General features: G+C 70.3%; 20 protein-coding genes and 5 tRNA genes. 7 read left to right on the plus strand and 18 right to left on the minus strand.

Features of this window, described 5'->3' with window-relative positions; genetic code table 11:
- The first annotated feature begins 212 nt into the window (after window positions 1–212).
- Window positions 213–398, plus strand: coding sequence for a 50S ribosomal protein L28 (gene rpmB, locus ABT360_RS24600; protein ID WP_064070327.1), 186 nt, complete (start codon window positions 213–215; stop codon window positions 396–398).
- A 91-nt stretch (window positions 399–489) separates the two neighbouring features.
- Here rpmB and thiD read toward each other — a convergent pair whose 3' ends face one another.
- Complete coding sequence (gene thiD / locus ABT360_RS24605; RefSeq protein WP_351820407.1) at window positions 490–1,272, minus strand: bifunctional hydroxymethylpyrimidine kinase/phosphomethylpyrimidine kinase; 783 nt, start codon at window positions 1,270–1,272, stop codon at window positions 490–492.
- Window positions 1,269–2,231 (minus strand): thiamine-phosphate kinase, encoded by a 963-nt coding sequence (locus tag ABT360_RS24610; RefSeq protein ID WP_351820410.1) that lies wholly within the window; start codon window positions 2,229–2,231, stop codon window positions 1,269–1,271. The genes thiD and ABT360_RS24610 overlap by 4 nt, the downstream gene beginning before the upstream one ends.
- A 203-nt stretch (window positions 2,232–2,434) precedes the next feature.
- On the opposite strand from ABT360_RS24610, the gene ABT360_RS24615 reads away from it, so the two are divergent.
- On the plus strand, window positions 2,435–2,668 hold the full coding sequence (locus ABT360_RS24615; RefSeq protein ID WP_028802415.1) for an Lrp/AsnC family transcriptional regulator: 234 nt from the start codon (window positions 2,435–2,437) through the stop codon (window positions 2,666–2,668).
- 20 nt (window positions 2,669–2,688) lie between these two features.
- Window positions 2,689–3,180, plus strand: a complete 492-nt coding sequence (locus ABT360_RS24620) for a DUF3515 domain-containing protein (protein ID WP_351820413.1) — start codon at window positions 2,689–2,691, stop codon at window positions 3,178–3,180.
- A 109-nt stretch (window positions 3,181–3,289) separates the two neighbouring features.
- On the opposite strand, the gene ABT360_RS24625 is transcribed toward ABT360_RS24620, so the two are convergent.
- From ABT360_RS24625 to ABT360_RS24635, 3 genes are all read right to left on the minus strand, one after another.
- Window positions 3,290–4,438, minus strand: coding sequence for a D-alanine--D-alanine ligase family protein (locus ABT360_RS24625; protein ID WP_351820416.1), 1,149 nt, complete (start codon window positions 4,436–4,438; stop codon window positions 3,290–3,292).
- 64 nt (window positions 4,439–4,502) lie between these two features.
- Window positions 4,503–5,540 (minus strand): NAD(P)H-dependent glycerol-3-phosphate dehydrogenase, encoded by a 1,038-nt coding sequence (locus tag ABT360_RS24630; RefSeq protein ID WP_351820419.1) that lies wholly within the window; start codon window positions 5,538–5,540, stop codon window positions 4,503–4,505.
- Window positions 5,537–6,289 carry a lysophospholipid acyltransferase family protein gene (locus ABT360_RS24635; RefSeq protein WP_351820422.1) on the minus strand — a complete coding sequence of 251 codons (753 nt, stop codon included), beginning with the start codon at window positions 6,287–6,289 and terminating at the stop codon, window positions 5,537–5,539. The genes ABT360_RS24630 and ABT360_RS24635 overlap by 4 nt, the downstream gene beginning before the upstream one ends.
- Window positions 6,290–6,417: 128 nt before the next feature.
- Here ABT360_RS24635 and cofC point away from each other — a divergent pair, with 128 nt between their 5' ends.
- Window positions 6,418–7,143 (plus strand): 2-phospho-L-lactate guanylyltransferase, encoded by a 726-nt coding sequence (gene cofC / locus ABT360_RS24640; protein ID WP_351820425.1) that lies wholly within the window; start codon window positions 6,418–6,420, stop codon window positions 7,141–7,143.
- Between the two features lie 10 nt (window positions 7,144–7,153).
- Window positions 7,154–7,357: a hypothetical protein gene (locus ABT360_RS24645; protein ID WP_351820428.1), complete on the plus strand. Its 204-nt coding sequence runs from the start codon at window positions 7,154–7,156 to the stop codon at window positions 7,355–7,357.
- An 86-nt stretch (window positions 7,358–7,443) separates the two neighbouring features.
- On the opposite strand, the gene ABT360_RS24650 is transcribed toward ABT360_RS24645, so the two are convergent.
- The 4 genes from ABT360_RS24650 to leuC all read right to left on the minus strand — a co-directional run bounded on the left by ABT360_RS24650 (window position 7,444) and on the right by leuC (window position 10,871).
- Window positions 7,444–8,112 carry an HU family DNA-binding protein gene (locus ABT360_RS24650; RefSeq protein WP_351820430.1) on the minus strand — a complete coding sequence of 223 codons (669 nt, stop codon included), beginning with the start codon at window positions 8,110–8,112 and terminating at the stop codon, window positions 7,444–7,446.
- Window positions 8,113–8,252: 140 nt separating this feature from the next.
- Complete coding sequence (locus ABT360_RS24655; protein WP_351820433.1) at window positions 8,253–8,480, minus strand: hypothetical protein; 228 nt, start codon at window positions 8,478–8,480, stop codon at window positions 8,253–8,255.
- A gap of 366 nt (window positions 8,481–8,846) precedes the next feature.
- A complete protein-coding gene (gene leuD, locus ABT360_RS24660; protein WP_351820436.1) occupies window positions 8,847–9,440 on the minus strand; it encodes a 3-isopropylmalate dehydratase small subunit in 594 nt (197 codons plus the stop codon).
- Window positions 9,441–9,446: 6 nt separating this feature from the next.
- On the minus strand, window positions 9,447–10,871 hold the full coding sequence (gene leuC, locus ABT360_RS24665; RefSeq protein WP_351820439.1) for a 3-isopropylmalate dehydratase large subunit: 1,425 nt from the start codon (window positions 10,869–10,871) through the stop codon (window positions 9,447–9,449).
- A 188-nt stretch (window positions 10,872–11,059) separates the two neighbouring features.
- Between leuC and ndgR the strand changes: the two genes are divergently transcribed.
- Entirely contained in the window at window positions 11,060–11,776 is a 717-nt protein-coding gene (ndgR, locus tag ABT360_RS24670) for an IclR family transcriptional regulator NdgR (protein WP_017947593.1), read from the plus strand.
- A gap of 135 nt (window positions 11,777–11,911) precedes the next feature.
- On the opposite strand, the gene ABT360_RS24675 is transcribed toward ndgR, so the two are convergent.
- From ABT360_RS24675 to ABT360_RS24715, 9 genes are all read right to left on the minus strand, one after another.
- Window positions 11,912–11,984 (minus strand) — tRNA-Glu (locus ABT360_RS24675).
- A gap of 20 nt (window positions 11,985–12,004) precedes the next feature.
- A tRNA-Gln gene (locus ABT360_RS24680) sits at window positions 12,005–12,076 on the minus strand.
- A gap of 16 nt (window positions 12,077–12,092) precedes the next feature.
- A tRNA-Glu gene (locus tag ABT360_RS24685) sits at window positions 12,093–12,165 on the minus strand.
- Window positions 12,166–12,225: 60 nt separating this feature from the next.
- Window positions 12,226–12,298 (minus strand) — tRNA-Glu (locus ABT360_RS24690).
- A 40-nt stretch (window positions 12,299–12,338) separates the two neighbouring features.
- Window positions 12,339–12,410, minus strand: a tRNA-Gln gene (locus ABT360_RS24695).
- Window positions 12,411–12,499: 89 nt separating this feature from the next.
- Window positions 12,500–13,219: an HAD family hydrolase gene (locus ABT360_RS24700; RefSeq protein ID WP_351820443.1), complete on the minus strand. Its 720-nt coding sequence runs from the start codon at window positions 13,217–13,219 to the stop codon at window positions 12,500–12,502.
- A gap of 177 nt (window positions 13,220–13,396) precedes the next feature.
- Window positions 13,397–14,872, minus strand: a complete 1,476-nt coding sequence (gltX, locus tag ABT360_RS24705) for a glutamate--tRNA ligase (RefSeq protein WP_351820446.1) — start codon at window positions 14,870–14,872, stop codon at window positions 13,397–13,399.
- Entirely contained in the window at window positions 14,865–15,641 is a 777-nt protein-coding gene (locus ABT360_RS24710; protein ID WP_351820449.1) for a fumarylacetoacetate hydrolase family protein, read from the minus strand. The genes gltX and ABT360_RS24710 overlap by 8 nt, the downstream gene beginning before the upstream one ends.
- Window positions 15,642–15,721: 80 nt before the next feature.
- Window positions 15,722–15,904: a hypothetical protein gene (locus ABT360_RS24715; RefSeq protein WP_351820452.1), complete on the minus strand. Its 183-nt coding sequence runs from the start codon at window positions 15,902–15,904 to the stop codon at window positions 15,722–15,724.
- Between the two features lie 561 nt (window positions 15,905–16,465).
- On the opposite strand from ABT360_RS24715, the gene ABT360_RS24720 reads away from it, so the two are divergent.
- The coding region (locus ABT360_RS24720) for a sensor histidine kinase (protein ID WP_351820455.1) at window positions 16,466–18,843 on the plus strand (2,378 nt) is incomplete at its 3' end.

The raw sequence follows: 18,843 nt of genomic DNA on the forward strand, positions 1-18,843 counted from the left end.
CACCGCAGCGTAGACCCCGGGCGGGACCGGGGCCCCGGGCGGGGGCCGGGCGAACCGTGGTAGTTTCGTTGAACCGAAGCAGTCGTTGTATGCTGCTCCGGTTGCCCGATGAAAGTCGGGCCATTCCCCCGGCAACGCCACTTCAGTCACCAGATCTGATTCCGGCTCGCCGGATTTCACTGTAAGTGCACCTGAAGTCTTTGGAGTGACCCGTGGCTGCCAACTGCGACGTCTGCGGCAAGGGGCCGGGCTTCGGCAACAACATCTCGCACTCGCACCGCCGTACGTCTCGTCGCTGGAACCCGAACATCCAGCGCGTGCGTGCCGTGGTCAGTGGGACGCCGAAGCGGCTCAACGCTTGCACCTCGTGCATCAAGGCCGGCAAGGTCTCGCGCTAACGCCGACGAGGTTCGTCGTAGCGCAGCCCCTGCGGTTGCCTTGAAAGCCGGTCCACCTCGGTGGACCGGCTTTTTGCCGTACCCGCTCCCGCTAGCGGAAGCGCCACCCGTGGTCCACCGGTCCGATCCCGCCGCCCAGCGAGAACCCGGCCGCGATCGCGCCCGTGACGTACTCCTTGGCCTCCCGTACCGCGTCCGGCACCGCCAGCCCCTTGCCGAGGCCCGCCGCGACTGCCGACGCGAGCGTGCAGCCCGTCCCATGGGTGTGCCGGTTGTCGTGCCGGGGGGCCCGCAGCCAGTGCTCCTGCGTGCCGTCGGTCAGCAGGTCCACTGCGTCCCCGGCCAGGTGCCCGCCCTTGACGAGCGCCCAGCGCGGCCCGTACTCCAGCACCGCGGCGGCGGCCCGCCGCAGGTCCGCCTCCCCCTTGACGGTCACCCCGGTGAGCTGGGCCACCTCGTCCAGGTTCGGCGTCGCCACGGTGGCGACCGGTAGCAGCAGCTTCCGCACCGAGTCGAGCGCGGAGGCGGCCAGCAGCGGGTCGCCGTGCTTGGACACCCCGACCGGGTCGACGACCACGGGGGCGTCCGTCCCGGCCAGCAGCTCCGCGACCGCCTCCACGAGCGGCGCCGAGGCCAGCATCCCGGTCTTCACCGCCTGTACGCCGATGTCGTCGACGACGCTGCGGTACTGGGCCCGCACCGCCTCCACGGGCAGCTCCCAGGCGCCCTGGACGCCCAGCGAGTTCTGCGCGGTGACGGCGGTGATCACGCTCATGCCGTGCACGCCGAGCGCCAGCATGGTCTTCAGGTCGGCCTGGATGCCGGCCCCGCCGCCGGAGTCGGACCCGGCGACGGTCAGGACGCGCGGGATCACTCGCCCTCCCCGAAGTGGTCCCAGCCGCCCGTGGAGTGCCAGGGCGCGCCGTCGACGGTCACCTGCGGCAGGGCGGAGGGGTTGAGGACCTCGCCGATGACCTTCCAGCGGGCCGGCAGCTTCACGTCCGGCGGGAAGGTCGCGACGATCGCGTGGTCCTCGCCCCCGGTGAGGACCCACTGCATCGGGTCGACACCGACGGCCTGGCCGATGTCGTTCATCTGGGTCGGGATGTCGATGAGCCCCGAGCGCAGGTCGATTCGGACCTTGCTGGCCTCGGCGATGTGCCCGAGGTCGGCGATCAGGCCGTCGCTGACGTCGCACATGGCGGTCGCGCCGAGCCCCGCGGCGGCCGGGCCCGCGTGGTAGGGCGGCTCGGGCCGGCGGTGGGCCTCGACGAAGGCGCGCGGCGAGCGGAACCCGCGCGAGAGGACCGCGTACCCGGCGGCCGACCAGCCCAGCCAGCCGGTGTACGCGACGACGTCGCCGGGCTGCGCCCCGCCCCTGGTGACCGGTTCGTGGTTGCGCAGGTCCCCCAGCGCCGTGATGGCCACGGTGATCGTGTCGCCGCGTACGACGTCGCCGCCGACGACGGCCGCGCCCGCGACCTGGCACTCGTCACGGAGGCCGTCCATCAGCTCGGTGGGCCAGGTGACCGGCAGTTCGGCGGGGACGACGAGGCCGAGCAGCAGCGCGGTCGGTACGGCGCCCATGGCGGCGATGTCCGCGAGGTTCTGCGCGGCGGCCTTGCGGCCGACGTCGTACGCGGTGGACCAGTCGCGGCGGAAGTGCCGTCCCTCCAGCAGGATGTCCGTGCTGGCCACCACACGCCGGTCGGGTGCGGCCACGACCGCGGCGTCGTCGCCGGGCCCGATCCGTACCGCCGGGGTGGAGGTGAGCCGGGAGGTGAGCTCCCTGATCAGCCCGAACTCCCCCAACTCGCCGACAGTGCCCTTCATCGCTGTGCCCCTTCTGCCCCAGTGCGGTTGCGGTCGCGACCCGTCACTGCTGTAGGTACCGTCAAGTAGACCGTCAACTCGGTGCTTCGTGCGCCGGCCTCGCGCGCCACCGGCCGCGCGGGTCTCCCCGCTGCCCGCGGCGACGCGGTACCGTGGCGTCCCTTTCTTCTCCACAAGATCCTCGTGGCCGCCCTGGAGGTTCCGTGGTACAGGCGTACATCCTTATTCAGACCGAGGTGGGCAAGGCGTCGACGGTCGCCGAGACCATCTCCAAGATCCCGGGGGTGATCCAGGCCGAGGACGTCACGGGTCCGTACGACGTGATCGTGCGCGCCCAGGCCGACACGGTCGACGAACTCGGCCGCATGGTGGTCGCGAAGGTCCAGCAAGTGGACGGGATCACACGGACCCTGACCTGCCCGGTCGTACACCTGTAGCCCCCGTCTACCCTGGGCCGGTGACGTCTTCGCCCCGGCTTCGCCGCCTGCCCGCCCTGCCCGTCGCCGTCGTGGCCGCCGCCGTCCTGGTGGCGGCCGCGGGCTGTTCCTCGACGGACGCGAAGGCATCCGTCCCGGTTCCCCGTCCGCCGTCGGAAGAGGCCGCCCTCTGCGGCGCGCTGCACAAGGAGCTTCCGGAGACCGTCGCGGGACTCGACCGGAATGATCCGGAGCCGGGTTCCGATCTGACCGCCGGGTGGGGGGACGGGGCGATCGTACTGCGCTGCGGTGTCCCCCGGCCCGCCAGGATGAGTGATCCCCGTGCGAAGGCCGTCGAGGCGGAGGGCGTGAACTGGATGCTGGAGCAGCGCGACGGCGACGGTCCGCGCTTCACCTCCACGTACCGCAAGACCTATGTGGAGGTGTCGCTGGACAAGCGCTTCGCGCACGACGCCACCCCGCTCGCCGCCTTCGCCGACGCGGTGAAGAAAACGGTCCCCCCGAGCCTCTAGCCCCCCGAGTCCCCGGGCCCCCGCCCGGGTGCGCCCCTTCCGCGGCCCCCGCCGGGACCCGCGGTCACACCCGCCCGCAGCCGTCACCGGCCACAGGCGGGCGGCAGGGCTAGCGCAGGCCGGTCGGGCGGCGCAGCGCGGCCTGGATGAGCCTGTCGACGAGCTCCGGGTAGCTGACGCCGCTCTCCTGCCACATGCGGGGGTACATGGAGATCGGCGTGAAGCCCGGCATGGTGTTGATCTCGTTGATGACGAATTCGCCGTCGTCGGTGAGGAAGAAGTCCGCGCGGACCAGACCCTCGCAGGACGCCGCCTCGAACGCGGCGACGGCGAGCCGCTGCACCTCGGCGGTCTGCTCCGGGGTGATCGGCGCGGGGACGACACCGGACGCCGAGTCGATGTACTTCGCCTCGAAGTCGTAGAAGTCGTGGTCGGTGACGGGCGGGATCCAGGCGGGTACGGACGCGCGCGGGCCGTCCTCGAACTCCAGCACCCCGCACTCGATCTCGCGGCCGGTCAGCAGAGACTCGACGATGACCTTGGGGTCGTGGCGCCGGGCCTCCTCGATGGCGCCCTCCAGCCCGGAGAGGTCGTCGACCTTGGTGATGCCCATCGAGGAGCCGCCGCGGGCGGGCTTCACGAAGAGCGGCCAGCCGTGCTCGGCGGCGAAGCCGACGATCTTCTCGCGGGCGGCGGAAGGATCCTGCTCCCACTCGCGGGGGCGGATCACCTCGTACGGGCCGACGGGCAGCCCGAAGGAGACGAAGACCCGCTTCATGTACTCCTTGTCCTGGCCGACGGCCGAGGAGAGCACCCCGGCGCCCACGTACGGCACCCCGGCGAGCTCCAGCAGCCCCTGGAGGGTGCCGTCCTCGCCGTAGGGCCCGTGCAGCATCGGGAAGACGACGTCGACGTCGCCCAGGACCTTGGGGACCGAGCCGGGCTCGCTGTAGACGACCTCGCGGCTGCCGGGGTCGACGGACAGGACGACGCTGCCCTCGTCGGACTCGGCGAGGTCGGCGACGGTCGGCAGCGTGCGGTCGGCGATGGCCATCCGCTCCGGTTCGTCGGCGGTCAGCGCCCAGCGGCCGTCGGTGGTGATGCCGATCGGCAGCACGTCGTACTTGTCCCGGTCGATGGCGCGCAGGACGGCTCCGGCCGTGACGACGGAGATGGCGTGCTCGGAGCTGCGGCCGCCGAAGACGACGGCCACGCGCGGCTTGCGCCCGGTGCTGGTGGGGAGGTTCTCGCTGCTCATATCGCGATGAGCGTACCTGCTCCCTCCGGTTGCGTCAGCGACCGTGTGGTCCGTCTGTTCGGTGTCAGCGCCGCTCGGGCTTCGCGGCGCGCGACATCAGCTCCTTGAGCGCCACCATCGGCGGCTTTCCTTCGTGGACGATGCCGACGACGGTCTCCGTGATGGGCATGTCGACACCGTGGCGGCGCGCCAGATCCAGGACGGACTCACAGGACTTGACGCCCTCGGCGGTCTGCTTGGTGACCGCGATGGTCTCCTGGAGGGTCATGCCCTTGCCGAGGTTGAAGCCGAAGGTGTGGTTGCGGGAGAGCGGCGAGGAGCAGGTGGCGACCAGGTCGCCGAGGCCGGCGAGCCCGGAGAAGGTCAGCGGGTCGGCGCCCATCGCCAGCCCGAGGCGGGTGGTTTCGGCCAGGCCCCGGGTGATGAGCGAGCCCTTGGCGTTGTCGCCGAGGCCCATGCCGTCCGCGATGCCGACGGCCAGCCCGATGACGTTCTTCACGGCGCCGCCCAGTTCGCAGCCGACGACGTCGGTGTTGGTGTAGGGGCGGAAGTACGGGGTGTGGCAGGCCGCCTGGAGCCGCTGGGCGACGGCCTCGTCCTGGCAGGCGACGACGGCCGCGGCGGGCATGCGGGCGACGATCTCCTTGGCGAGGTTGGGGCCGGTGACCACGGCGACCCGGCTCGACGGGACGTCGGCGACCTCCTGGATGACCTCGCTCATCCGCTTGGCGCTGCCCAGTTCGATCCCCTTCATCAGGGAGACGAGGACCGTGTCCGGGGCCAGCTTCGGCGCCCATTCGGCGAGGTTGCCGCGGAGCGTCTGGGAGGGGATGGCCAGCACGGTGAAGTCGGCGTCGTGCGCGGCTTCGGCCGGGTCGGTGGTGGCGCGTACCGACTCGGGGAGCTCGGTGCCCGGGAAGTAGTCGGGGTTGGTACGGGTGGTGTTGATGGCGTCGGCGAGCTCGCGGCGGCGGCCCCAGAGGGTCACCTGGCAGCCCGCGTCGGCGAGCACCATGCCGAAGGCCGTACCCCAGGATCCGGTGCCGAAGACGGCTGCCTTGACGGGGCGGCCCGCCGGGCCTGCCGTGTCGGGGCGTGTCACTTCGCTTCCTCCCCTGCGGCCTTGCGCCGCTGTTCCAGGCGTGCCCTGCGGTGGTCGTACGGCGTGGCGGGGGCCTTCTCGCCCCGGACCTCCTCCAGGAGGGAGGTGATCGCGGCCATGATGTCCTCGGTCGCCTCGCGCAGCACCTCGGGCGTGGGTTCCTTGTCGTAGAACCGGGTGAGGTCGACGGGCGGGCCGGCCTGCACGATCAGGGTCTTGCGCGGGAAGAGGCGGACCTTGTTCTCCTTGGCGTACGGCGGCATCGCCAAGTTGGCGCCCCACTGGGCGACCGGGATGACCGGCACCTTGGTGAGCAGGGCGACGCGGGCGGCGCCGGTCTTGCCCGCCATGGGCCACATGTCGGGGTCGCGGGTGAGGGTGCCCTCGGGGTAGAAGGCGACGCATTCGCCCCGCTCGATGGCGGCGACGGCGGCGCGGAAGGCGTCCAGCGCGTTGGTCGTCTCCCGGTAGACGGGGATCTGCCCGGTGCCTCGCAGCATCGTTCCGACGAACGACCCCTTGAACAGGGCCGCTTTCGCCAGGAAGCGCGGAACTCGTCCGGTGTTGTACTGGAAGTGTGCGTACGACAGCGGGTCGAGGTACGAGTTGTGGTTGACCGCGGTGATGAATCCACCGTCGGCCGGAATGTGCTCCATTCCCCGCCAGTCCCGCTTGAACAGAACCACCAGTGGTGGTTTTGCGATGACCGCCGCAAGGCGGTACCAGAAGCCGATTCTGCGGCGGGACACTCGGACACCTTCCTCTGGGACTGGGCTTGCCGGGGGTCAAGTGTCGCCCCAGGCCCCTGGTCTGTCGAGAACACCGTACGCCCCGCCTCGGACAGCACTGCCCCCGGTCGCACCGGCGCCGCGCCACAATGGGCCCCGACGCGCACGGCCTGCCGAATGGCCGCCGCACGGAAGGAGAGCACGCCACGAACGCCGACCCGACCGGCTCCTGGTCACTGGTCGTCCCGCTGAAGCCGCTCGTCCGGGCCAAGAGCAGGCTCGCCGGTGCCGCCGGCCCGCTGGTGCGGCCACGGCTGGCGCTGGCCTTCGCGCAGGACACGGTGGCGGCGGCGCTGACCTGCCCGGCGGTGCGGGATGTGTCGGTCGTCACGGACGATCCGGTGGCGGCGCTCACCCTGGGCGCACTGGGGGCCCGGATCGTGCCGGACGCTCCGGCCGCCGGGCTGAACGCCGCGCTGGCTCACGGGGCCGAGGCCGTACGCGCGCGGCACCCCGACGCACCGGTGGCGACGCTCAACGCCGACCTCCCGGCACTGCGGCCCGCGGAACTGTCCCGGGTATTGGCCGTCGCCTCGGAATTCCCGCGGGCTTTTCTGGCGGATGCTGCCGAAATCGGCACCACATTGCTGTCGGCGGGCCCTGGAGTGGAATTGCGCCCGGCTTTCGGCGGGGAGTCGCGGCGCAGGCATTTGTTGTCGGGCGCGGTGGAAATCCGGCTGGACGGTGTCCACTCGGTACGGCAGGACGTGGACACGGGCGACGATCTGCGGGCCGCCCTGGAGATGGGGGTGGGCCCGCGGACGGCCGAGCGGTGGGCGGTGGACGTCCGCGCGGTGGGCGGGGCGGCCGGATAAGCTGCCGTTCATGCAGGCGACCGCGTACACGTACGACCCAGAATCCCGCAGCGGGAGTGTGCTGCTCGACGACGGCACCCCGGTGGACTTCTCCGCGGCGGCCTTCGAGGCGGGCGGGCTGCGGCTGCTGCGGCCGGGGCAGCGGGTCCGGATCGAGACGGAGGGACAGGGCGACGCCCTGCGCATCACGCTGGTGACGCTCCAGACGTTCTAGCGGTCGGCCGACCGGACGCACCGCGGGCCGGGCTCCCTCTCGGGAGCCCGGCCCGGCGCGTGAGTGGCCCTGGGGCCTCGTGCCGCTTACTTGCTGCGCGAGGCGGTCTTCTTGGCGGTGGTCTTGCGCGCCGTGGTCTTCTTGGCGGGCGCCTTCTTCGCCGTGGCCTTCTTCGCCGGCGCGGTCTTCTTCGCGGTGGTCTTCTTGGCCGCCGTGGTGGCGGTCTTCTTGGCCGGCGTGGCCTTCTTCGCCGTGGTCTTCTTGGCCGGCGTGGCCTTCTTGGCGGTGGTCTTCTTGGCCGCGGCGGTGGTCTTCTTCGCCGGCGTCGCCTTCTTGGCGGCCGTCTTCTTCGCCGCCGCGGCGGTGGTCTTCTTGGCGGCCGCCTTCTTGCCGGCGGCCTTGGCGATGGTGGGCGGCGGGCCCGAAAGGCTGCCCTTGGGGGCCTTCTTGACGGCGACCTCGCCGCCCTTGGGGAGCTTCTTCGAGCCGCTGACCAGGTCCTTGAAGCCCTGACCGGCACGGAAGCGCGGAACGGAGGTCTTCTTGACCCGCACGCGCTCACCCGTCTGCGGGTTACGGGCGTAACGGGCCGGGCGGTCGACCTTCTCGAACGAGCCGAAGCCGGTGACCGAGACCCGGTCACCGCCGACCACGGCACGGACGATCGCGTCGAGCACCGCGTCGACAGCATCGGCGGCCTGCTGGCGGCCACCCATCTTGTCGGCAATCGCTTCTACGAGCTGCGCCTTGTTCACGTCTTCCCCTTCGGAGACATTGCCGGAACGAAAGTGTTCAAGCTTTTCGCACGTTAGGCAGATATATACCGCAAATCAAACATGAAACGGGCTAATCACCCTAGTGCCGCAACGAAGTCGGCCGCCGCGGAGTTCGAGTGTCAGTCCCCTTCAGGGAATCGGCCCTCGTCGAGGTCCTTCATCAACCGGTCCAGCCGCCGTGCCGTGCCTGCGAGATCGTGCTTCGCCGCGGCCGTGATGGCCAGCAGCTTCCGGGACAGCGTCATCCTTACGCCCTCCGGGACTTGCAGTTCGCGCACTCGGGTGTGCGCTTCTTTCAGTCGGGCTGCGACGGCCTGATAGAGCTCGAGTTGGCTGTCGCGTTCCATGCACCGATTGTGCCATCTGGGGCGAGTTGTCGCCTCCGTAGGGGGTAACTGGCGTACCGCGGCGGCGTTTCGAGGCCTGCCTACAGCCTCACCCGCCGACCGGTCCTGAAACCGGAAATCCCCTGGCCATTAAGGGAGTTCGGGTGCCGGACGGCTCAGTGGGAGGGCTCCGGGAGGGGTGTGCGGTGGCAGGCGAACGGCGTCAGCCGGATGGCCCCTCGGGTGCCCCCACGGCGGTGGGCAAGGGCACTTTCGGCCATCGTCTCCACGGTTCGCACGGCGAAGTTGAGCACCCGTACACGACGGTGCCCCCGGCCGTGGATCGGCCGGGGGCACCGGGGGTGGCGCGCGGAGGTCGGAGAGGGCTCAGACCTGCACGGTGCGGGGCTTGTACGACGGGCGCTTGGCCTCGTACGCGGCGATGTCCGCCTCGTTCTGCAGCGTGATGCTGATGTCGTCCAGGCCGTTCAGCAGCCGCCAGCGGGCGTTCTCGTCGAGTTCGAAGGCGGCGGTGATGCCCTCGGCGCGCACCTCGCGCGCCTCCAGGTCGACGGTGACCTCCGCCTGCGGGTCGGCCTCGGTCAGTTCCCACAGCGCGTCCACGACACGCTGGTCGAGGACCACGGTGAGCAGGCCGTTCTTCAGCGAGTTGCCGCGGAAGATGTCGGCGAAGCGGGAGGAGATGACGGCCTTGAAGCCGAAGTTCTGCAGCGCCCATACGGCGTGCTCGCGCGAGGAGCCGGTGCCGAAGTCGGGGCCGGCGACCAGGACCGTGGCGCCCTGCCGCTCGGGACGGTTGAGGACGAACTCGGGGTCCTTGCGCCAGGCCTCGAACAGGCCGTCCTCGAAGCCGTCGCGGGTGACCTTCTTCAGCCAGTGGGCCGGGATGATCTGGTCGGTGTCGACGTTGCTGCGGCGCAGCGGGACGGCCCGGCCGGTGTGGGTGGTGAAAGCTTCCATGGTTGCTCAGACTCCGGCGGTCGCGGGGGCTTCGGACAGGTCGGCGGGCGAGGCCAGGTGGCCCAGCACCGCGGTGGCGGCGGCGACCTGGGGCGACACCAGGTGGGTGCGGCCGCCCTTGCCCTGCCTGCCCTCGAAGTTGCGGTTGGAGGTGGAGGCGGAACGCTCGCCGGGCGCGAGTTGGTCGGGGTTCATGCCCAGGCACATCGAGCAGCCCGCGTGCCGCCATTCGGCCCCGGCCTCCTTGAAGACCTTGTCCAGCCCCTCCTCGACGGCCTGGAGAGCGACCCGGACCGAGCCGGGGACGACCAGCATCCGCACGCCGTCGGCGACTTTGCGGCCGTCCAGGATGGCGGCGGCGTTGCGCAGGTCCTCGATGCGGCCGTTGGTGCAGGAGCCTACGAAGACGGTGTCGACCTTGATGTCACGCAGCGGTTGTCCGGCGGTCAACCCCATGTACTTCAGGGCGTTTTCGGCGGCCAGGCGCTCCGAAGCGTCTTCGTACGAAGCCGGGTCGGGGACGGACGCCGAAAGCGGCGCTCCCTGGCCGGGGTTGGTGCCCCAGGTGACGAAGGGGGCCAGCTCGGAGGCGTTGATGACGACCTCGGCGTCGAAGACCGCGTCCTCGTCCGTCTTCAGGGTCTTCCAGTAGGCGACCGCCGCGTCCCAGTCCTCGCCCTCGGGCGCGTGGGCGCGGCCCTTGAGGTAGGCGAAGGTGGTCTCGTCCGGGGCGATCATGCCCGCGCGGGCGCCGGCCTCGATCGACATGTTGCAGATGGTCATGCGGGCTTCCATCGAGAGTTTCTCGATGGCCGAGCCGCGGTACTCCAGGACGTATCCCTGACCGCCGCCGGTGCCGATCTTCGCGATGATCGCCAGGATGAGGTCCTTGGCGGTGACGTCCTCGGGCAGTTCGCCGTCGACCGTGATGGCCATGGTCTTGGGGCGGGCCATGGGCAGCGTCTGGGTGGCCAGGACGTGCTCCACCTGGGAGGTGCCGATGCCGAAGGCGAGAGCGCCGAAGGCGCCGTGCGTGGAGGTGTGCGAGTCGCCGCAGACCACGGTGGTGCCCGGCTGGGTCAGGCCCAGCTGCGGTCCCACGACGTGGACGACGCCCTGCTCGACGTCGCCCAGCGGGTGCAGGCGGACGCCGAAGTCGGCGCAGTTCTTGCGCAGCGTCTCCAGCTGGACCCGGGAGACCGGGTCGGCGATCGGCTTGTCGATGTCGAGGGTGGGGGTGTTGTGGTCCTCGGTCGCGATGGTGAGGTCGAGGCGCCGCACCTGCCGGCCGCTCTTGCGCAGGCCGTCGAAGGCCTGGGGGCTGGTCACCTCGTGCAGCAGGTGCAGATCGATGAAGAGCAGGTCGGGCTCGCCTTCGGCGCGCCGGACGACATGGTCGTCCCAGACCTTCTCCGCGAGAGTCCTACCCATCGCTTTCCCTCCGGCCGGCGTGGTGTGCCGGCACCTCTAGAGATCAGTGGGCCCACGCCCGTAATCCCACGTTTCACGTGCTGGACGTCGACATCGGACCCGATGGTCGTCGGGTCGTACGTACAGGGTGGCAAGTTCCTGGAGAAATTGAACTTGCGTTTCACAGAGTGAGACGTGAATATCGTTGCATGGACAACTCTAGCGGCGTCGGCGTTCTCGACAAGGCAGCTCTGGTATTGAGCGCCCTGGAGTCCGGTCCGGCCACCCTCGCCGGGCTGGTCGCGGCGACAGGGCTCGCACGACCCACGGCACATCGCCTTGCCGTGGCACTGGAACACCACCGGATGGTGGCGAGGGACATGCAGGGCCGGTTCATCCTGGGCCCCCGGCTGGCGGAGCTCGCCGCCGCGGCCGGCGAGGACCGGCTGCTGGCCACGGCCGGACCGGTGCTGACTCATCTGCGTGATGTCACCGGGGAGAGCGCACAGCTCTACCGGCGCCAGGGCGACATGCGCATCTGCGTCGCCGCGGCGGAGCGGCTGTCCGGTCTTCGGGACACCGTGCCGGTCGGCTCCACGCTCACCATGAAGGCCGGCTCCTCGGCCCAGATCCTGATGGCCTGGGAGGAGCCCGAGCGGCTGCACCGGGGCCTCCAGGGGGCGCGCTTCACGGCGACGGCCCTGTCGGGCGTACGGCGCCGCGGCTGGGCCCAGTCGATCGGTGAGCGCGAGCCGGGCGTGGCGTCCGTCTCCGCCCCCGTGCGGGGCCCGTCGAACCGCGTGGTGGCCGCCGTGTCGGTGTCGGGGCCGATCGAGCGCCTGACCCGCCACCCGGGCCGGATGCACGCCCAGGCGGTCATCGACGCCGCCGCCCGCCTGTCGGACGCCCTGCGCCGCTCCGGCTGACCTTTCGTCCCTGCTGCCGACTCCCGGCTCACCGCTTCAACGCCGCAGCGGTGGGCCGGAGTTGTTCCCGCTCACTCGTCCCTGCCCGTGAACACGAAGAAGCCCTCCCCTGCTGGGGAGGGCTTCCTCTGTACGTACCCCCGACCGGATTCGAACCGGCGCTACCGCCTTGAGAGGGCGGCGTGCTAGGCCGCTACACAACGGGGGCGTGCATCCTGATGTGACGCGCTGGGCTACCAGGACTCGAACCTAGACTAAATGAACCAGAATCACTCGTGCTGCCAATTACACCATAGCCCATGGTGGTTTAGACCAGTACCCCCGACCGGATTCGAACCGGCGCTACCGCCTTGAGAGGGCGGCGTGCTAGGCCGCTACACAACGGGGGCCCTAGCGATCCTGCATCGTGACCATGGGAGCTACCCAGGCGGTCACGCGGGAAGGATCTGTACCCCCGACCGGATTCGAACCGGCGCTACTGCCTTGAGAGGGCAGCGTGCTAGGCCGCTACACAACGGGGGCTTTGCGGATGAGATCCGCGATGCAGATAAGCTCTGCTGAGCTGGCCTACCAGGACTCGAACCTAGACTAACTGAACCAGAATCAGTCGTGCTGCCAATTACACCATAGGCCACCAAAACGCAACCCCCGGCGGGGATTTTGTTCGGGTTACGCTTCCGGGTTCCGGCCTTTCGGCCCGCTCCCCTCGGCGCAGAAAGAACATTACCCGAAGGAGTCCGGGGCTCCAAAACGGGTATCGCCGCGCAGCAGGCCGGGAAGCTGGTCCAGGCCCGTGATCCGGGTGAGCTCGGGCCTTCCACCGGCGCCGCTCCGGTCCAGCCAGATGCCGGTGAGCCCCGCCTCGACGGCGCCCCGGGCGTCGATGTCCGGGTGATCACCGACGTACGCGACGTCCGCAGGGCGCAGCCGGAGGGCGTCGCAGGCGGCGTGGAACGCCGCTGGGTCGGGCTTGGCCACGCCCAGCTCGGCGGCGCAGAGCAGCACCTCGAAGCGGTCCCGTACGCCCAGCACGCGCAGCTTGTGCTCCTGGTTGTGGACGGAGGAGTTCGACAGGGCGGCGTGCCGGTAGTCGGCGGCCAGCAACTCCAGGGCGGGCAGGGTGTCGGGAAACAGCGCCCAGGCGGCCTCGTAGTGCCTCAGGTACCGCTGGAACCAGGCGTCCGCCTCCGCGTCGGTCAGCGCCGCCCCCAGGAAGTCCCGCACCCGGTCGCGCCGCTGCTCCTCGAACCCGACGCCACCGGCCTCGAAGCGCCGCCAGTGGACGGCGGTGAGTTCCTTCCAGCGAGTGAGGGCCTGGTCGACGGATGCGTACCCGTCGACCAGGCCCTCGGCCCGCAGATGGTCCAGCATGCCGGCGCGGTCGGCGTTCGCGTAGTCGAAGATCGTGTCGTCGATGTCCCACAGGACGGCGCGGATCGGCATGCTCCGAGCCTACGCGGCGGCTGTCTCCGGCTCGTCGGGTGCGACGAAGAATCCGGTGCGGCCGTGCCCACCGGGGGCGCTGTCGGCGGCCCGCGACAACGCCGGAGGGGGCGGCCGCCGGGTGTCCGGTGGCCGCCCCCTCCCGAGGGACGTGCGCGGCTTACGCGCTTACGCGGCTTACGCGGCGAGCTTCGCCAGGGCCGCGTCGATGCGGGCCAGGGTGCGGTCCTTGCCCAGGATCTCCAGGGACTCGAAGAGCGGCAGGCCGACCGTGCGGCCGGTGACCGCGACACGGACCGGCGCCTGGGCCTTGCCGAGCTTGAGGCCGTGCTCCTCACCGGCGGCGAGGACGGCGTTCTTCAGCGATTCGGGGCTGGCCCAGTCCGCGTCCGACAGCTTTTCGCGGGCCGTGCGCAGCAGGGCGTCCGAGCCCTCCTTCATGGCCTTCTGCCAGGACGCCTCGTCCTCGACCGGCTCCTTCAGGAACAGGAAGTCGACGTTGGCCGTGATGTCCGAGAGGACGGTCAGGCGGGTCTGGGCGTGGGGGGCGATGGCCTCCCAGGCGGCCTGGTCGAAGTCCTCCGGCGCCCAGGGGGCGTGCGGGGCCTTCAGCCAGGGCTCGCAGGCGGTGGCGAACGCCTTCACGTCCAGCATGCGGATGTGGTCGGCGTTGATCGCCTCGGCCTTCTTCAGGTCGAAGCGGGCCGGGTTGGCGTTGACGTCCGCGATGTCGAACTTCCCGATCATCTCGGGGATGGTGAAGACGTCCTGGTCGGCGGAGAAGGACCAGCCGAGGAGCGACAGGTAGTTGAGCAGGCCCTCGGGGAGGAAGCCGCGCTCCCGGTAGAGGTTCAGGGAGGCCTGCGGGTCGCGCTTGGAGAGCTTCTTGTTGCCCTCGCCCATCACGTACGGCAGGTGGCCGAAGGCGGGGATCGTCTTGGCGATGCCGAGTTCGATCAGCGCCTTGTACAGGGCGATCTGGCGCGGGGTGGAGGACAGCAGGTCCTCGCCGCGCAGTACGTGGGTGATCTCCATCAGCGCGTCGTCGACCGGGTTGACGAGCGTGTAGAGGGGGGCGCCGTTGGCGCGGACGATGCCGTAGTCCGGGACGTTGTCCGGGGTGAAGGTGAGCTCGCCGCGGACCAGGTCGGTGAAGGTGATCGGCTCGTCGGGCATCCGGAAGCGGACGATCGACTCACGGCCCTCCGCCTCGTGGGCCGCCCTCTGCTCGGCGGTCAGGTCGCGGCACTTCCCGTCGTACCCGGACGGCCTGCCGGCGGCGCGGGCGGCCTCGCGGCGCTCGTCGAGCTCGGTGGCGGTGCAGTAGCAGCGGTACGCGTGGCCGCCGGCGAGCAGCCTGTCGGCGACGTCCTTGTAGATGTCCATCCGCTGCGACTGGCGGTACGGGGCGTGGGGGCCGCCGACCTCCGGGCCCTCGTCCCAGTCGAGGCCGAGCCAGCGCAGCGAGTCGAGGAGCTGCTGGTAGGACTCCTCCGAGTCGCGGGCCGCGTCGGTGTCCTCGATGCGGAAGACCATGGTGCCCTGGTTGTGCCGGGCGAAGGCCCAGTTGAACAGGGCGGTGCGGACCAGGCCCACGTGGGGGTTGCCGGTCGGCGAGGGACAGAAACGTACGCGTACCTTCGCGTTAGCCACGCTTGATCACCTTGTTGGTGAGAGTGCCGATGCCTTCGATGGTGACGGCGACCTCGTCGCCGACGTTGAGCGGTCCGACTCCGGCCGGGGTGCCGGTGAGGATGACGTCGCCCGGGAGCAGCGTCATGGCCTCGGTGATGTGGACGACCAGGTCCTCGATGGAGCGGACCATGTCGCTCGTACGGCCCAGCTGGCGCTGTTCCCCATTGACGGTGCACTGGATCGTGACGTCGGAGGGGTCGAGGTCGGTCTCCACCCAGGGGCCCAGGGGGCAGGAGGTGTCGAAGCCCTTGGCGCGGGCCCACTGCTTCTCGCGCTGCTGGACGTCGCGGGCGGTGACGTCGTTGGCGCAGGTGTAGCCGAAGACGACGTCCTTGACGCGCTCGCGCGGGACCTCGCGGCACATCCGGCCGATGACGACGGCGAGCTCGGCCTCGTGGTGCAGCTCGTTCGAGAAGGACGGGTACTCGATGGCGTCGCCGGAGCCGATCACCGAGGTGGTGGGCTTGAAGAAGGCGACGGGTACGTCCGGGACCTCGTTGCCGAGCTCCGCGGCGTGCTCCGCGTAGTTGCGGCCGATGGCCACGACCTTGTTGGGGAGGACGGGCGGCAGGAGGCGGACCTTGCTGAGCGGGACCTTGGTCCCGCTCAGCTCGAAGTCGGCGTACGGAATACCCTTGATGATGTCGAGGACGAGGCCGTCAGGGCCTTCGCCCTCGACCGCGCCGAAGGCGACATTGCCGTCGATGGAGAATCTGGCGATGCGCACGGGATGCCGTGCCCCTTACTTCCGCTGGCTGGAGTCTGACGCTCCAGGCTAACGCGGGAGGCGCATGCCACCTGCCGTTGTTACCGCGCGGCCGGGACGGGAGCGTCCATCAGGGTCGTACGGCGCGGGTTGGCGGTGCTGGCGGGGAGGTCGACCGAGTGCTCCGGCCGCACGCCCTGGTCCAGCTCACCGGCGTCGGCCAGGTGCATCAGGGTGGTGCGGCGGGGGTTGGCGATGCTGCGGATGGTCATCGTCGTCTTCATCGGTGGCTTCAGACCTCGTTACAGAGCGGCGGACTTTGTAAAGCGTCAGGCTAAACATCGGATTCCCGGAATTGCCGGTAGATGGCAACGATCTATATGTGAGTTTGCTCACGCGGCTAGGGATGATCCCGACATAACGGATGGGCCGAGCGGGGCCTCGAAACGGGACATTGCGTACCTGAATGCAGCATTCCGCTGCTGATCATCGCGACTGGGACACCCCCTCCCCCTACGGGCCCCACCAGCGACTCGTACGCGAACGCCCCATTCCTCCCTGATCGGTTTCTACGGCCGGTGACTCACCACTCACGCCGGGTGACCCCCTTCCGGGTGCGAACCGTCGGCCTTGTTGGAGATCCGGCACTGTGCTGGAATTCCACGCACCGCCGCGGATTCCAGACCGGCGCGCTGGGGCGCAAACACAGCGCCGAGCGGCGGTGAGGAAGGGGGATCTGCGCCGGTCACTCACGACCACCACTGGAGCGCGCTCGCGCTCCACGACGCCGACACCGTCCTGTCCGTTCGCGCGGGGGGACGCCTGGTCCAGAGGTTGCGACGCTAGTGCAGGGACGTTTCAAGAGGGATGGCAACGGGTCTCCCCAGGCCCGCCAGGGCCGAGGGGAAGCTGCGGCGGAGCAGGAGCCGCGCGGCGGGACCGAGCGCGGCTCCTCGCCCCAGCACACCCAGAACCCGGGACCGGCGGCCGCCGGCGACGGCGGTGACCGTGCGGGACGTTCGGGTGCCGGGCAGGGCGGCGACGCCAAGTCCGCGGCCGGCAGGTCCAGGGCTGCGAAGGACGCCAAGGCCGGGAAGGGCACGAAGTCCTCACCGGCGGTGAAGAGCCCCACCGACGCCGGTTCGCGAATAGCCCTGCGCAACTGGCGCATCAGCACGCGTCTGGTCTCGCTGCTCGCGCTCCCCGTGGTCGCCGCGACCACCCTGGGCGGCATCCGTATCAACGAGTCCATGAACGACATGGAGCAGCTGGATCACATGCAGCTGCTCACCAAGCTCACCCAAGAGGCGACCAACCTCGCCCAGGCGCTCCAGGAGGAGCGCGACCTGACGGCCGGCCCGCTGTCCAACGGGGTCGCCGCGAACGACCTCAAGGTCACCGAGTGGCAGAAGAAGTCGAACCGGGCGCGGGACGCGTTCCTCCACGCCACCTCGGAGATCGGCGACACGCAGGGCGACGACGCCCTGCAGAGCATCCACGACACCGTGAACGAGATCGCCGGCCAGGTCGTGACCATCGGCAGCATCCGCAATGGCGCGTACCGGGACGGCGCCCAGGACTTCCAGACCGTCGAGCGCTACAGCCGTCTGATCAACTCGCTGCTCAGCCTGTCCCAGGACATGGCGCAGGCGACCAGCAACCCCGAGATGATCAAGCGGACCCGCGCCCTGGCCGCGTTCTCGGCCGCCAAGGAATACGCCTCCATCCAGCGCGCGATCATCGCGGCCGCTCTGCCGACGACCAGCCAGGAAAAGCGGTCGATGGACGCGAACGACCGCGAGTACGGCGCGGCCGCCCGGGAGAACGAGCGGCAGGCCCGCACCTCCTTCGAGCGGATCTACAGCTCCCTGGGCGGAGACCCGAACGAGCTGCTGGCGCCCCTCGGTCCCAACAACCCCTCCGTCGCCCAGGCCGACGCCTACGCGGACCAGGTGCTCCGCACCGACAAGGGCATGTCCCAGCAGGACCCTCGCGGTCACCTGGACTGGACCGACGCCTACGACCCCAAGATGGAGGCGATGAGCAAGATCGAGTCGTCGCTGCTGGGCGAGATGGACAGCACCGCCCGTGAACTGCGCCAGGAGGAGCAGCGCGACGCGATCATCAACGGTGCGCTGATCCTCCTCGTCCTCGGTGTCTCGCTGATCGGCGCCTTCGTGGTGGCCCGCTCCATGATCCGGTCGCTGCGGCGGCTCCAGGACACGGCCACCAAGGTCGCCCAGGAGCGGCTGCCCGAGCTGGTCAAGCAGCTGTCCGAGGCCGACCCGCAGGACGTCGACACGTCCGTGGAGTCGGTGGGTGTGCACTCCCGGGACGAGATCGGCCAGGTGGCCGCGGCCTTCGACGACGTGCACCGCGAGGCGGTCCGCCTCGCCGCCGAGCAGGCCCTGCTGCGGGGCAACGTCAACGCGATGTTCACCAACCTCTCGCGCCGTTCCCAGGGCCTCATCCAGCGTCAGCTGTCGCTGATCTCCGAGCTGGAGTCCCGCGAGGCCGACCCGGACCAGCTGTCCTCGCTGTTCAAGCTGGACCACCTCGCCACGCGTATGCGCCGTAACGGTGAGAACCTGCTCGTCCTCGCCGGTGAGGAGCCGGGGCGCCGGTGGACCCGGCCCGTCCCGCTCGTCGACGTGCTCCGTGCCGCCGCCTCCGAGGTGGAGCAGTACGAGCGCATCGAACTGGCCTCCGTCCCGGCGACCGAGGTCGCGGGCCGCGTCGTCAACGACCTCGTGCACCTGCTCGCCGAGCTGCTGGAGAACGCGACGTCGTTCTCCTCGCCGCAGACCAAGGTCCGTGTCACCGGTCACGCGCTGCCCGACGGCCGTGTGCTCGTCGAGATCCACGACACCGGCATCGGCCTGTCCCCCGAGGACCTCGCCGCGATCAACGAGCGGCTCGCGTCGCCGCCCACCGTGGACGTGTCGGTGTCCCGGCGCATGGGCCTGTTCGTGGTCGGCCGCCTGTCCCTGCGACACGGCATCCGCATCCAGCTGCGTCCCTCCGACTCGGGCGGTACGACCGCGCTGGTCATGCTCCCGGTGGATGTCGCCCAGGGCGGCAAGAAGCTTCCCGGCAAGCCCGGCCAGGGTGGCCAGGGCGCGATGCCGCAGGGCGGACCAGAGGGCATGGGGCTCAGCGACGTCGAGCGCCGCCGGGCCGATGCTCTCGCCGAACTGGGATATATAGCGCTGGCCTTCGACCT

The organism is Streptomyces sp. NPDC000229, assembly GCF_040300825.1.
Classification (GTDB): Bacteria; Actinomycetota; Actinomycetes; order Streptomycetales; family Streptomycetaceae; genus Streptomyces.

Excerpts from the sequence above, each read along its gene's own strand:
- ABT360_RS24610 (WP_351820410.1), bottom strand. The coding sequence starts at position 2,231 with ATGAAGGGCACTGTCGGCGAGTTGGGGGAGTTCGGGCTGATCAGGGAG.
- ABT360_RS24625 (WP_351820416.1), bottom strand. The coding sequence starts at position 4,438 with ATGAGCAGCGAGAACCTCCCCACCAGCACCGGGCGCAAGCCGCGCGTG.
- cofC (WP_351820425.1), top strand. The coding sequence starts at position 6,418 with ATGGGCCCCGACGCGCACGGCCTGCCGAATGGCCGCCGCACGGAAGGA.
- ABT360_RS24645 (WP_351820428.1), top strand. The coding sequence starts at position 7,154 with ATGCAGGCGACCGCGTACACGTACGACCCAGAATCCCGCAGCGGGAGT.
- ABT360_RS24655 (WP_351820433.1), bottom strand. The coding sequence starts at position 8,480 with ATGGAACGCGACAGCCAACTCGAGCTCTATCAGGCCGTCGCAGCCCGA.
- leuD (WP_351820436.1), bottom strand. The coding sequence starts at position 9,440 with ATGGAAGCTTTCACCACCCACACCGGCCGGGCCGTCCCGCTGCGCCGC.
- leuC (WP_351820439.1), bottom strand. The coding sequence starts at position 10,871 with ATGGGTAGGACTCTCGCGGAGAAGGTCTGGGACGACCATGTCGTCCGG.
- ndgR (WP_017947593.1), top strand. The coding sequence starts at position 11,060 with ATGGACAACTCTAGCGGCGTCGGCGTTCTCGACAAGGCAGCTCTGGTA.
- ABT360_RS24700 (WP_351820443.1), bottom strand. The coding sequence starts at position 13,219 with ATGCCGATCCGCGCCGTCCTGTGGGACATCGACGACACGATCTTCGAC.
- ABT360_RS24715 (WP_351820452.1), bottom strand. The coding sequence starts at position 15,904 with ATGAAGACGACGATGACCATCCGCAGCATCGCCAACCCCCGCCGCACC.